The 12,997-nt window shown below is 27.7% G+C and carries 12 protein-coding genes and 1 other annotated feature; of the genes, 2 read left to right on the forward strand and 10 right to left on the reverse strand.

Translation table 11 applies throughout. The annotated features are described in order from the left end of the window. Both D3Z33_RS08780 and glyA read right to left on the reverse strand, forming a co-directional pair. Positions 1-1,323 (reverse strand): DUF512 domain-containing protein, encoded by a 1,323-nt coding sequence (locus tag D3Z33_RS08780; protein ID WP_160197392.1) that lies wholly within the window; start codon positions 1,321-1,323, stop codon positions 1-3. A gap of 118 nt (positions 1,324-1,441) precedes the next feature. Then, complete coding sequence (gene glyA, locus D3Z33_RS08785; protein WP_160197393.1) at positions 1,442-2,680, reverse strand: serine hydroxymethyltransferase; 1,239 nt, start codon at positions 2,678-2,680, stop codon at positions 1,442-1,444. 146 nt (positions 2,681-2,826) lie between these two features. Between glyA and D3Z33_RS08790 the strand changes: the two genes are divergently transcribed. Further along, positions 2,827-3,633 (forward strand): threonine/serine exporter family protein, encoded by an 807-nt coding sequence (locus tag D3Z33_RS08790; RefSeq protein ID WP_160197394.1) that lies wholly within the window; start codon positions 2,827-2,829, stop codon positions 3,631-3,633. Then, the gene (locus D3Z33_RS08795; protein WP_160197395.1) at positions 3,620-4,066 is read left to right on the forward strand and encodes a threonine/serine exporter family protein; all 447 of its coding nucleotides are present in this window, start codon (positions 3,620-3,622) and stop codon (positions 4,064-4,066) included. Before D3Z33_RS08790 ends, D3Z33_RS08795 begins: the two co-directional genes overlap by 14 nt. Before the next feature lie 32 nt (positions 4,067-4,098). On the opposite strand, the gene D3Z33_RS08800 is transcribed toward D3Z33_RS08795, so the two are convergent. From D3Z33_RS08800 to D3Z33_RS08835, 8 genes are all read right to left on the reverse strand, one after another. Then, positions 4,099-4,371 carry a metal-sensitive transcriptional regulator gene (locus D3Z33_RS08800; protein ID WP_160197396.1) on the reverse strand — a complete coding sequence of 91 codons (273 nt, stop codon included), beginning with the start codon at positions 4,369-4,371 and terminating at the stop codon, positions 4,099-4,101. Positions 4,372-4,389: 18 nt separating this feature from the next. Beyond that, positions 4,390-4,812: a SoxR reducing system RseC family protein gene (locus D3Z33_RS08805; RefSeq protein WP_160197397.1), complete on the reverse strand. Its 423-nt coding sequence runs from the start codon at positions 4,810-4,812 to the stop codon at positions 4,390-4,392. Between the two features lie 51 nt (positions 4,813-4,863). Further along, a complete protein-coding gene (aspS, locus tag D3Z33_RS08810) occupies positions 4,864-6,651 on the reverse strand; it encodes an aspartate--tRNA ligase (RefSeq protein WP_160197398.1) in 1,788 nt (595 codons plus the stop codon). A 4-nt stretch (positions 6,652-6,655) separates the two neighbouring features. Next, positions 6,656-7,921, reverse strand: coding sequence for a histidine--tRNA ligase (gene hisS, locus D3Z33_RS08815; RefSeq protein WP_160197399.1), 1,266 nt, complete (start codon positions 7,919-7,921; stop codon positions 6,656-6,658). A 51-nt stretch (positions 7,922-7,972) separates the two neighbouring features. Beyond that, positions 7,973-8,182, reverse strand: a binding site (T-box leader). Positions 8,183-8,204: 22 nt separating this feature from the next. Then, positions 8,205-9,683, reverse strand: coding sequence for a coproporphyrinogen dehydrogenase HemZ (hemZ, locus tag D3Z33_RS08820; RefSeq protein WP_160197497.1), 1,479 nt, complete (start codon positions 9,681-9,683; stop codon positions 8,205-8,207). 8 nt (positions 9,684-9,691) lie between these two features. Continuing rightward, the gene (locus D3Z33_RS08825) at positions 9,692-10,318 is read right to left on the reverse strand and encodes an MBL fold metallo-hydrolase (RefSeq protein WP_160197400.1); all 627 of its coding nucleotides are present in this window, start codon (positions 10,316-10,318) and stop codon (positions 9,692-9,694) included. Positions 10,319-10,332: 14 nt separating this feature from the next. After that, a complete protein-coding gene (gene dtd / locus D3Z33_RS08830) occupies positions 10,333-10,782 on the reverse strand; it encodes a D-aminoacyl-tRNA deacylase (RefSeq protein ID WP_160197401.1) in 450 nt (149 codons plus the stop codon). Between the two features lie 11 nt (positions 10,783-10,793). Beyond that, positions 10,794-12,950: a RelA/SpoT family protein gene (locus D3Z33_RS08835; protein WP_160197402.1), complete on the reverse strand. Its 2,157-nt coding sequence runs from the start codon at positions 12,948-12,950 to the stop codon at positions 10,794-10,796. Positions 12,951-12,997: the final 47 nt, after the last annotated feature.

The following is a 12,997-nucleotide window of genomic DNA, read 5'->3' on the forward strand; positions in this document are numbered from 1 at the left end:
CTAATTTATTAATGTATTTATAAAATCTTTTCCATTTACCTTAGATATACGTATATCTTTTTGTATTTCGTTTTTTATATCACTAACAGTTAAATCATCTAAAAATACTTCTTCTCCACTTCTTAGCATTGATTCAGGTATAACAAGTTCATCAAATTCTTCATTTATAACATTTTTAATTAAATCTCTTCCTGTAACTAAACCTGAAACAGTAATAGTATGACCAAAAAAGTCATTTTTAACTTCAATAACTTTAATTTTTAATCCAGAAATATTTTCACTTATAATTTTAGCAATCCTCTTCATATAATCATATGCAAGAGTTCCAGTTGCAAGTAGTACTGTTTTATTTATATTTATATTCGTTATATTTTTTAATTCATTTTCTATACTAGATTTAAAATCTCGAAGCAATCCTACGCCATTTTCTATTTGAGGAAATCCTTCATAATCTTCATAGCTAGGTAATTTCCAAGCAGCTAAAACATAAAATTCATCTGATGCGAATATAAACCTACTACCAAATTCATATAAATATTTTCTTTGGTAGCTACTTACTTCTTTTAAAAGTTTTATAGATTTTTCTTTATCATAACTATCTATTTTTTTTAATCCTGCTCTATGCTTTGTAATACCCACAGGTACAACTGCTACACTTTCAACATTTGGATAAAGTTTTGATAAATCATTAAGAGTTCTTTTAAGTTCTATTCCATCATTTATTCCAGGTATTAAAACAATTTGTGCATTCATTTTTATATTTGCTTTATTAAATCTCTTTAATATATCATATAATTTGCCTGCATTTTTATTATTTAACATCTGCTTTCTCAATTCTTTATTTGTAGTATGAACAGATATATTTATAGGACTAATTCTATACCTTATGATTCTATCTATTTCTTCATCACTCATATTAGTAAGAGTAATAAAGTTGCCTTGTAAAAATGATAACCTAGAGTCATCATCTTTAAAATATAATGTCTCTCTCATATTTTCAGGCAATTGATCAATAAAACAAAACATACAATTATTTCTACATCTTTTTGCTTTGTCTATCAATGAATTAGAAAATTCTATACCTAAATCTTCATCATATTCTTTTTCTATTTCTAAATCCCATATTTCACCATTTAACTTTTTTATTGTTACCACTATATAATCATCTGCTATATGAAATTTATAATCAATAATATCTTTTATTTCATTATTATTGATAGAAATAAGTATATCACCAACTTCTACATCAAGTTCCTCTGCTATACTATTTTCTTTTACACTTTCTATTATATTTATATTATCATCAATATTACGTAATTCCATTATTTTGTCCTTCCTAATTAGTACCTGGTATTAACATTATACCACAACACCTTATATTTTCCTATCATACTTAGGTATACTATCATTATATTTCACAAAAATCAAGAAAAAAAGAGTGCTATATAAGCACTCTTGATGGTAAATCAAATTTAGCTGTAAGTTCATGTACTTCATTTTTAAGTTTTTCTGGATCATCCTTTTTAGTTATAGCTCTATAAATAATATCTGCTATTATATCCATTTCTTCTTCTTTCATATTTCTTGTTGTAACAGCAGGAGTACCAATTCTTACCCCACTAGTTACAAAAGGTGATTCTTTATCAAATGGTATAGTATTTTTGTTTACTGTAATATCAACATCAGTAAGTAGCTTTTCTGCTTCTTTTCCTGTTAAGCCATTAGCTTTTGCATCTATTAAAATTAAGTGATTGTCTGTTCCTCCCGAAACAAGTGTTAGTCCTCTATCAACTAATCCTTTTGCTAGAGCTTTAGCATTACTTATAACTTGTTTTTGATAGTCCTTAAAATCATCACTTAAAGCTTCTTTAAATGCCACTGCCTTTGCAGCTATAATATGCATAAGTGGTCCACCTTGTATACCAGGGAATATGGCTTTATCAACTTTTTTTGCATATTCTGATTTACAAAGTATAGCTCCACCACGAGGTCCTCTTAATGTTTTGTGAGTTGTAGTAGTTACAAAATCAGCATATTCTACTGGATTCATATGAAGACCTGCTGCTACAAGTCCTGCTATATGTGCCATATCAACCATTAAATAGGCCCCAACTTCATCAGCAATATCTCTAAACTTTGAAAAATCTATCTCTCTTGGATAAGCACTTGCTCCTGCAACTATTAATTTCGGTTTATTTTCTTTTGCTATATTTAAAACTTCATCATAATCTATTTTATGAGTATCTTTATTTACTCCATATGAAATGAAATTATAATATGTTCCAGAAATGTTCACAGGACTACCATGAGTTAAGTGTCCACCATGAGATAAATTCATACCCAAAACTGTATCTCCGGGTTCAAGTATACTAAAATAAACCCCTAAGTTTGCATTTGAACCAGAATGTGGTTGAACATTTACATGATCTGCTCCAAAGAGTTCCTTGAGTCTTTCACGAGCTAAGTCTTCAGCTTGGTCTACAAATTCACATCCTGCATAGTATCGTTTTCCAGGGTATCCTTCTGCATATTTATTTGTAAGTATACTTCCTGCAGCTTCTAAAACTGAATCTGTTACATAATTTTCTGACGCTATTAACTCAAGCCCTTCTTTTTGTCTTTTATACTCTTTGTTTATAATATTAAATAATTCTTCATCATGCTTTTCAAGATTTTTCAATTCATCATCACCTTTCTTCTAGTTTACTTTAATAATAAACAAAAAAAAAGTATTAGTCAAATATTTTATTGTTTATTATTTCATAGATGTTATAATAATATAATAAATGTTGTGTTTTAAAAAATCCATTGTATAAAGGTGATTAGATGGAAAAAAGTGAAATAAAAAATTTATTAATATTATCAATTCTTGCAGGAAAAATAATGCTCCGTAATGGTGCTGAAACATATAGAGTTGAAGATACAATAACAAGAATATGTAAGTCTAGAAATATAGATTTTGTAGAAACATTTGTAACCCCTACTGGTATATTCTTATCTGTTGAGCATAATGATGAATTATTTTCTTATATTAAAAGAATTAATTCTATATCAATTGATCTTCATAAAATTGAAAAGGTGAATGATTTCTCAAGAAAGTTTGTATCTACAAATATGTCAATTTCTGAAGGAATAAAAACATTGACTTTGATAGATAAGTTAGATCCTTATAAAAATACATTAAGGTATTTATTTGGTGGTCTCGCTGGAAGTTTCTTCACCTTAATGTTTGATGGTAATTTGTTTGATTTTATAGCTTCATTTATTACTAGTACATCATTAGTTATATTATTAGATTTTATAAAAAAACTTCCACTAACTTTTTTTCTATCAAATGTTATAGGCGGTATATTTGTTACTTTATTTTCAGTTATTTTATATAGCTTTAATATTGGAAACAATATAAATAATGTTATAATAGGATCACTTATGTTATTAGTCCCTGGGGTAGCAATTACAAATGCAATTAGAGACTCAATATCTGGCGACTTTGTATCAGGTATATCTCGAGCAGTAGAAGCTACTATAATAGCTCTTGCTATAGCTTTAGGGGTTGGAGTAACACTTAGGATGGTAATTAATACATTTGGGGATATAGACAGTATAAGGAGTGCAATTAATGCTTTATTTTAAACATTTTATATTTGCTTTCATTTCTACCGTAGGATTTTCAATTATTTTTAATATATCAAGAGATTGTATTATAAAGTCTGGTATAAATGGTGCTGTTGGTTGGATAATTTACATCATATTTGTTGAGCATCTAAATTCTCCTGTAATGGGCTCTTTCTTTGGAGCTTTAAGTGTGGGTATATTAGGTGAATTTTTTGCTAGAAGATTTAAAAAACCTGCTACAGTGTTTATAATTCCAGGAATAGTCCCACTTGTTCCAGGATCAGGTATGTATTACACTATGCTTGCAGTTACAGAAAAAAGATTTATTGATGCGGCAGAAATAGGAAGTGAAACTATATTTATCGCTGCAGCTATTGCATCTGCAATAATAATTTCTATTTCAACTGCTAAAATAATTAGAGAATCTAGAGCTAAAAGGTTGTATAAATAAAAATTGCTATCCTAATTTAGGATAGCAATTTTTTAATTATTATATTTTATAATTATATTTATTAAATTTTGTATAGCTTCTTCACTATCTTTACCTTCTATTATATCTTTTTTAATACAGTTTTTAGTATAATTTTCTAAAATTATACCACCTACTTTGTTAAGTGCAGATTTTGCAGCTACAATTTGAGTAAGTATATCAGCACAATATTTATCTTCTTCTACCATTCTTTGAATTCCTTTTATCTGACCCTCTATTTTTCTAAGTCTTGTTATAGAACTCTTTTTAGTATCTATATCTTTCATATTAAATTCCTCCATAAGTTAAATCACCCTTACGAGTTTTAACTCTGTAGATTTATTTTTCTTTATATTATTATCAATAACTCTAAGTAAAAAATAAGCTATACCTAGAGCAATTAATCCTGTTAATACACCCAAAATTTCATAATTTTGAAACCCTAGATTACTAAAGAAATAAACACCTAATGAAATTCCTGCAATAAGCATTACTAAAGGGATTATATAGGCTATAAATGCAGATTTCATCAAAGTCTTTGTTTCCATCTCTACCTCCACAAAATTCCCTACTCTTGCATTTATTGTATTTTTAATATTAACTCTCATTGCTGGAATACTACAACCTCCACCACAAGATGAACATTTATCTCCACATGCACTAGTTCTTCTTACATCTACAACAGCATAATTATCTTTTACTTCTACAACATAACCAACTTGATCCATATTATTCCTCCTTAACGCTATGCTTACTTTAATGATACCATAAGGAATAACCTATTTCAATTCACTCATATTAACTTGTATAGAAAGTTCTTTTAACTGTTCTTCTGTTATTTCTGTAGGAGCCTCTGTAAGAAGGGATGTAGCATTTTGTGTTTTAGGAAATGCTATAACATCTCTTATGTTCTTCATTCCTGTAAGAAGCATTACAAGTCTATCAAATCCATATGCTATTCCTCCATGTGGTGGTACTCCATATTTAAAAGCTTCAAGTAAAAATCCAAACTTTTTCCATGCTTCTTCTTCTGTAAATCCAAGAGCTCTAAACATTTTTTGCTGTAATTCTGTATTATTTATTCTTATACTACCACCTGCTATTTCGTCACCATTTATAACAATATCATAAGCCTTTGCTTTCACCTTTTCAGGTTCAGTTTCAAGTAATGGTATATCTTCATCAACAGGATGAGTAAATGGATGATGTTTAGCTACATATCTATCTTCATCTTCATCATATTCAAATAGTGGGAAATCAGTTATCCAAACCATTTCAAATATATCTTCATCTATAATATCTAATGTTTTTGCAACTTCAATTCTCAAGTGACCAAGTGAATCAAAAACTATTTTATCTTTATCTGCAACTATAAATACTATATCTCCTTTTTCTATATCTAATTCTTGTTTTATTTCCCCTATTTCTTCTTCACTTAAAAACTTTAATATAGGAGAACTAATACCTTCTTCATTCATTTTAATCCATGCAAGTCCTTTTGCACCATAAGTTTTAATGTATTTTTCAAGTTTAGAAATCTTTTTTCTACTAAATTCATTTTCATATCCTTTTATATTTATAGCTCTTACACTTCCACCACTAGCTATTGCTCCACTAAACACTTTGAATTCAGAGTTTTCAACAACATTTGATATGTTTTTTATTTTAAATTCAAAACGTAAATCAGGTTTATCTGAACCATAACTTTCCATGGCTTCATCATACTTCATTCTCTTTATAGGTAAATCTATTTCTATACCTTTTATTTCTTTAAATATTTTATATATAAGTTTTTCATTTATAGATATAACATCGTCAATATCTACAAATGACATTTCTGCATCAATTTGAGTAAATTCAGGTTGTCTATTTGCTCTCAAATCTTCATCTCTAAAACATTTTACTATTTGATAATATCTATCCATACCAGAAACCATTAAAAGTTGTTTCATAAGTTGTGGAGACTGAGGTAATGCATAAAATTTTCCTGGATTAACTCTACTTGGTACTAGATAATCTCTTGCTCCTTCTGGAGTAGGCTTGTTGAGTACAGGTGTTTCTATTTCTAAAAAATTATTTTCATCAAAAAAATTTCTCACAATTTTTGCTGTTTTATGTCTTATTTTAATATTATTTTGCATATATGACTTTCTAAGATCTAAAAATCTATATTGAAGTCTCATTTTTTCAGATACTTCATCATTATCTTTTATATAAATAGGTGGTGTTTCTGATTTATCTAATATTTTAAGTTCATTTACAAAAACTTCTATATCACCTGTAGCAAGTTCTTTATTTTTAGATTGTCTTTCTACAACTTTTCCTTTTATTGCAATAACATATTCACTTCTAATTGCATCTGCTTTTTCAAAACTTTCAACAGAAATTTCATTATCAAATACTATTTGTGAAATACCTGTAATATCTCTTAAATCAACAAATATTAATCCCCCTAAATTTCTTCTCTTTTGTACCCATCCCATAAGTACAACTTGCTCATTTATATTATCTTTTGTTAATTCACCACACATATGAGTTCTTCTTAAATTTCCTAATTTTTCAATCATATAATTACCTCCTAAGTCTTTCCTCTATAGACTCTACAACATTTTCTAAGCTAAGATCTTTTTGATCTCCAGTTTTCATATTTTTTATTTTAATACTTTTATTTTCTATCTCATTGTCTCCTATAACTATTGTATAAGTAGAATTTAACTTGTTGGAATATTTGAATTGAGCTTTTACACTTCTATCTAAATGATCTAAATCTGAAGATATTCCAAGATTCCTTAAATCTTTTACTATTTTCATAGCAAGTGATTTTGCTTTATCACCCATTGTAACTATAAATATATCTAAATCATCTTCTTTTGGTATTTCTATATTATTATTTTCTAAAGTAAGAATTAATCTCTCTATACCCATTCCAAATCCTATAGCAGGTGTACTTGGCCCTCCTACTTGTTCAACTAGACCGTCATATCTACCTCCACCACATACTGTGCTTTTAGCACCTATTTCAGAAGATATAAATTCAAATGCTGTTTTTGTGTAATAATCTAGTCCTCTAACAATTCTTGGATTCACAATATAATCGATTTCCAGATTATCTAAATAATTTTTTACTCCATCAAAATGTTCACTACATTCATCACATAAATAATCTAAAATAGTTGGAGCTTCTTTTAACTCCATTTGACAATTATCATTTTTACAATCTAATATTCTCATAGGATTCGTATCAAATCTTGAATTACATGTTTCACACAATTTATCTAATCTTTCACTTAAGTATTCCTTTAAAGCTTTATCATAATTAGGTCTACACTTGGAACACCCTATACTATTAATTTGTAATTCTATACCTTGAATTTCAAGCCTTTCATATAAATTGTCCAAAATACTAATTACTTCAGCATCTATTGAAGGATTCTCACTACCATATACTTCTACACCAAATTGATGATGTTCTCTAAGTCTCCCTTTTTGTGGTCTTTCATATCTAAAGACAGGTGTTATATAAAAAGTTTTTATAGGCTGTGCATCAGCATAAAGTTTATTTTCTACATATAATCTTGCAGCTGAAGCAGTTCCTTCAGGTTTTAATGTTATACTCCTATCACCTTTATCTAAAAAAGTATACATTTCCTTCTGTACTACATCTGTAGTTTCTCCTACACCTCTTTCAAACAATTCAGTATGCTCAAAGGTAGGAGTTCTTATTTCCTTATAACCAAAACTATTACAAACTTCTCTAAATGTTTTTTCTAGGTATTGCCATTTATAAGACTCATTAGGTAATACATCTTTAGTTCCTCTTGGTGCTCTTGTTAACATATTTAACCCTCCTATTTAATTTGAATAATAAAAAAAACCCTATCCCTATAGACAAGGGACGAGAGTTTGAAGTTCCCGTGGTGCCACCCAAATTGGTATATAACCCACTTATAATCTTTAACGCAGATATACGAATAATTCTACTAAAATTCAAATTATTTACTCTGAGGTGTCTTCATAAGTTATCAATGCTAATTTTCACCAACCATTAGCTCTCTAGAAATGATAAAACTAACTACTCTGCCTCTTCACCGTATGTTTATATTGTAATTATTATAAATTATTATTCTTCTTCTGTCAACATTTTATTTACAGCTGATACTTTTCTTTCTATCATATCATCTATTCTATTTATATAATCATTTAAGTTTACTACATTAGGTACTCGAATTATTTTATTTGAACTTGGATAAAACACCTTAGATACAGCTCCAGCACCTAATCCAATAATAGTTTGTTTTTCTTCCATCATAGAAATATTGTATATACACTCTTTATATTTTTTTGCATATCCCACATTTTCAAAATTACCTAATATTTGTTTTTGTCTATACATATAATAAGGCTTCATATTCATTTCCTTTGAATATACAACTGTTTCATTTAACATATCAGATAGACTTCCTTCTTTTATAATATCATATTCATCTAAATCTTTATTTAACTTTGAAGACTTCTTTATAGTTAGAGTATGAACAGTTAAGTTATCTGGATCTAACTCTTTTATTATTTCCATAGTATTTTTGATATCATTTAAATTTTCTCCAGGTAATCCTATGATTACATCCATGTTTATAGAATTAAACTTCATACTTTTTGCTAATTTAAATATTTCTTTAATATCAGCTTTAGTATGATGTCTATTCATTAGTTTTAAAGTTTTATTATTCATTGTCTGTGGATTTATACTAATTCTATCTATTTTATTTTCCTTTAACATTTCTAAAACTTTCTTATTTATAGTATCTACTCTACCAGCTTCTACTGTAAATTCTATTATATTTTGAATGTCAAAGTATTCATATACAGCTTTAATTATTTTTTCTAAATTTTCTAAAGGTATAGAAGTAGGTGTTCCTCCTCCAATATAAATAGTTCGTAATGTCTTATCTTTCATAAATAAGGCCAGTTGTTTTATTTCTTTAATTAATGAATTAGTATAATCCTCAATTAGTGAATTCCATTTTCTTATTGAATAAGAAGGAAAAGAACAATATATACATCTACTAGGACAAAATGGTATACTTATATATAAACTGTAATCTTTTTTATTTAAAGGGTATAAATATTTTTCTTGTATATCTGTAATTTTTAAAAGAAGATTTACTTTTTTTATATCTATTAAATATTCTCTTGTTAGAATATTTAATATTTCATTTTTATCTACATTTTTCTCCTTTAAATCATGTACAATCTTTGAAGGTCTTATTCCTGTTAATATACCCCATGATGTATTCATATCTTTAATATTCATAACAGCTTTATAAACACACTTTTTTATTGCTATATTAATCTTTTTATCAAATGGTTTTTTAATATTTATTTTATCTATACTTTTTATATTATTTTTGCTAATTAACTTTTTATCTAAATAAATATTAACATTTACTGAATTGCTTTTAACTGTAATAATTATCAAATAGCCTTCAATATATAAATCCATATTATCTATAAAATTTATATTACTTGTTTCCATAATAACCTTTACTAATTCGTAGATATCATGTTTTTTATTATAATTCTTTAAATAAATATTTACCATTTTTTTCACTAACCTTTATTCAAAAACGGATTTACTTTTCTTTCATAACCTATGGTACTACTACCACCGTGACCTGGATATATTGTTACTTCATCATCATATATCATAAGTTTATTTTCTATTGATTTTATTATATCATCATAAGAACCACCATATAAATCTGTTCTACCTATAGAACCTTTAAATAAAGTGTCTCCTGTGAAAATATTATTACCTATTTTTATGGATATACATCCTCTAGTATGCCCTGGAGTATGAATTATTTCAGCATTAAGCTCTCCAAAGTCTATTATTTGTCCATCTTCTAAAACTCTATCTGGCTCTATTTCTGTAGTAACCATTGGCATTTTAGAAGATAAATTTAGCTCTTTATTCATTAACATTTCTCTATCTTCTTTATGAATTAATATTTGTGCATTAGTCTTTTGTTTTAAATCCCCTATCCCACCAATATGATCTCCATGGCCATGAGTTAATACTATATATTTAACTTCTATATTATGTCGTTCTATAAAATCAATTATTTCATTTGTATTATCTGCTGGATCAATAACAATACCTTCACTATTATCATCTGATGAAATTATATAACAGTTTCCACCATAAACCCCACTTGATAAGTTTTCTATTATCATAATATTCTTCCTTTCTAAAAGTTCTTTTTACTGTCCAATAATATTGTAACTGGACCATCATTAGTTAATTGTACCTGCATATCTTCTCCAAATTTACCTGAACCAACCTTAATATTATATTCTAAACAAATATCTATAAATTTTTCATATAAATCTTCTGCAATAGAAGGTTTAGCTGCCTTCATAAAATTTGGACGTCTTCCTTTTCTGCAGTCACCGTATAATGTGAATTGAGATACTATAAGTAATTCTCCTTTAATATCTAAAAGTGATAAATTCATTTTTTCATCATCATCTTCAAAGATTCTTAGATTTAGAAGTTTTTCAACTAAATATTTTATATCCTTTTCATCATCTTCTTCACTTATTCCTAAAAGTACTAATAATCCTTTTTTAATCTCAGATTCTTTTTTACCATCTATTTCTACTAGAGCAGAATTTACTCTTTGAACAACAGCACGCATTCTTCTCACCTCTAACTAGTTACTCTATATACATCTAATACTCCACGAATTCTTTTAAACCTTTTCATCAAATTATTCAATTGATTAATGTCTTTTATTTCAAGAGTCAAATTAATAATAGCTAATCTTTCTTTATTTGTTCTAGCATTTAAAGAAGATACAAATAAATTAGCTTCAGATAATAAAATGGTTATTTCTGACAATAACCCTGGTCTATCTGTTCCTTTTACTTGTATTTCAGCTTGATATGATGTCTTATCTTCTTTAGCCCACTCTACATGTATAAATCTCTGATCTTTTCCTAAATCTAAAATATTAGGACAATCACTCCTATGAACAGATACTCCTCTTCCTCTAGTTATATATCCCTTGATATCATCACCTGGAACAGGGTTACAACATCTTGCAAACCTTACTTTTACATTATCAATACCACTTATATTTATCCCTTGATTTTGCTTTCTTTTCCTTTTTGATTTAACTTGATTATGAACTTTTACAGGCTCATCATCTTTTTTATAATATTCCTTATGGTATTCTTTTAGTTTGGTTGTAATTTGTGCAAGTGTTATACTTCCAAACCCTAATGCTGCATATAAATCATCTATTTTATTAAAACTTAATTTTTCAACTACTTTTTCTAACCACTCATCTTTTAATATTTCTGTAAGTTTATATCCTTCTCTTTTTACTTCCTTTTCAAGTTTATCTCTACCTTTTATTATATTGTCAGATTTTTCTTCTTTTTTAAACCACTGCTTTATTTTGCTCTTGGCTTGGGAGCTTTTAACAATTTTTAACCAGTCTCTACTTGGCCCATTACTATTTGGAGAAGTAAGTATTGTAATAATATTTCCATTTTTAAGTTTATAATCAAGAGGAACTATCCTTCCATCAACTTTCGCTCCTACACATTTATTACCAACTGCAGTATGAACTCTATATGCAAAATCTATAGGTGTACTTCCTGCAGGTAAATTTATAACATCTCCTTTAGGAGTGAATACAAACACTTCATTTGTAAAAAGATCTATCTTTAAAGATTCCATAAACTCTTTTGGATCTTTAGTTTCTTTTTGCCACTCCATCATCTGTCTTAACCAAGAAAGTTTTTTATCAAAATTATTCTCATCTTTGTTTCCTTCTTTATATTTCCAGTGTGCTGCTATACCATATTCAGCTGTTCTGTGCATATCCCATGTTCTTATTTGGATTTCAAATATTTCTCCACTTGGTCCTATAAGTGTAGTATGAAGTGATTGGTACATATTTTGCTTTGGCATAGCTATATAATCTTTAAATCTTCCTGGTATAGGTTTCCACATTGTATGAACAATACCAAGAACACCATAACAATCTTTAATAGAATTAACAATTACCCTTATTGCAGTTAAATCAAATATCTGTTCAAAGGTTTTATTTTGATAAACCATCTTTCTATAAATACTATAAAAATGTTTTGGCCTACCACTTATTTCAGATTCTATATCTACTTCATTTAATTTATTATCTAATTTATCTATAACTTTATTAATATACTCTTCTCTTTCTTTACGCTTTTTGGAAACCTTATCAACCAAGTCATAGTACCCTTCAGGATCTATATATCTAAGAGAAAGATCCTCAAGTTCCCATTTAATTCTAAAAATACCTAGTCTATTAGCTATTGGAGCATAAATTTCCAATGTTTCAAGAGCTTTTTCTTTCTTCTTTTCATCAGACATATACTCTAAAGTTCTCATGTTATGAAGTCTATCAGTTAGTTTAATAATTATAACTCTAATATCCTTTGCCATTGCTACAACCATTTTTCTTAGGTTTTCTGCTTTTCTCTCTTCTTTGGTTTTATATTGAATCTTTTTTAATTTAGTTACTCCATCTACTAAATTTGCTACTTCTTTTCCAAATTCTTCTTTAACCAAATCATAGCTATTTTCAGTATCTTCAATGACATCATGTAATAGACCAGCTATTATAGTACTAACGTCCATATTTATATCTGCTAATATCATTGCAACATTAACAGGGTGAATTATAAAATCTTCACCTGAATTTCTCAGCTGACCCTCATGAGCTGATTTAGCAAAATTATAAGCCTTCCTTACTTTTTCTATATCTGCTTGAGGGTTATATTGTTTTATTTTTTCAATTAATCTTTCTACTGACAATTAACCCACCCACTTTATATTGTTTTTATAATATTACTAGTATAACA

The sequence above is a fragment of the Senegalia massiliensis genome (assembly GCF_009911265.1).
Classification (GTDB): domain Bacteria; phylum Bacillota; class Clostridia; order Tissierellales; family SIT17; genus Anaeromonas; species Anaeromonas massiliensis_A.

Excerpts from the sequence above, each read along its gene's own strand:
- D3Z33_RS08780 (WP_160197392.1), bottom strand. The coding sequence starts at position 1,323 with ATGGAATTACGTAATATTGATGATAATATAAATATAATAGAAAGTGTA.
- D3Z33_RS08790 (WP_160197394.1), top strand. The coding sequence starts at position 2,827 with ATGGAAAAAAGTGAAATAAAAAATTTATTAATATTATCAATTCTTGCA.
- D3Z33_RS08795 (WP_160197395.1), top strand. The coding sequence starts at position 3,620 with ATGCTTTATTTTAAACATTTTATATTTGCTTTCATTTCTACCGTAGGA.
- D3Z33_RS08800 (WP_160197396.1), bottom strand. The coding sequence starts at position 4,371 with ATGAAAGATATAGATACTAAAAAGAGTTCTATAACAAGACTTAGAAAA.
- D3Z33_RS08805 (WP_160197397.1), bottom strand. The coding sequence starts at position 4,812 with ATGGATCAAGTTGGTTATGTTGTAGAAGTAAAAGATAATTATGCTGTT.
- aspS (WP_160197398.1), bottom strand. The coding sequence starts at position 6,651 with ATGATTGAAAAATTAGGAAATTTAAGAAGAACTCATATGTGTGGTGAA.
- hisS (WP_160197399.1), bottom strand. The coding sequence starts at position 7,921 with ATGTTAACAAGAGCACCAAGAGGAACTAAAGATGTATTACCTAATGAG.
- hemZ (WP_160197497.1), bottom strand. The coding sequence starts at position 9,683 with ATGGTAAATATTTATTTAAAGAATTATAATAAAAAACATGATATCTAC.
- D3Z33_RS08825 (WP_160197400.1), bottom strand. The coding sequence starts at position 10,318 with ATGATAATAGAAAACTTATCAAGTGGGGTTTATGGTGGAAACTGTTAT.
- dtd (WP_160197401.1), bottom strand. The coding sequence starts at position 10,782 with ATGCGTGCTGTTGTTCAAAGAGTAAATTCTGCTCTAGTAGAAATAGAT.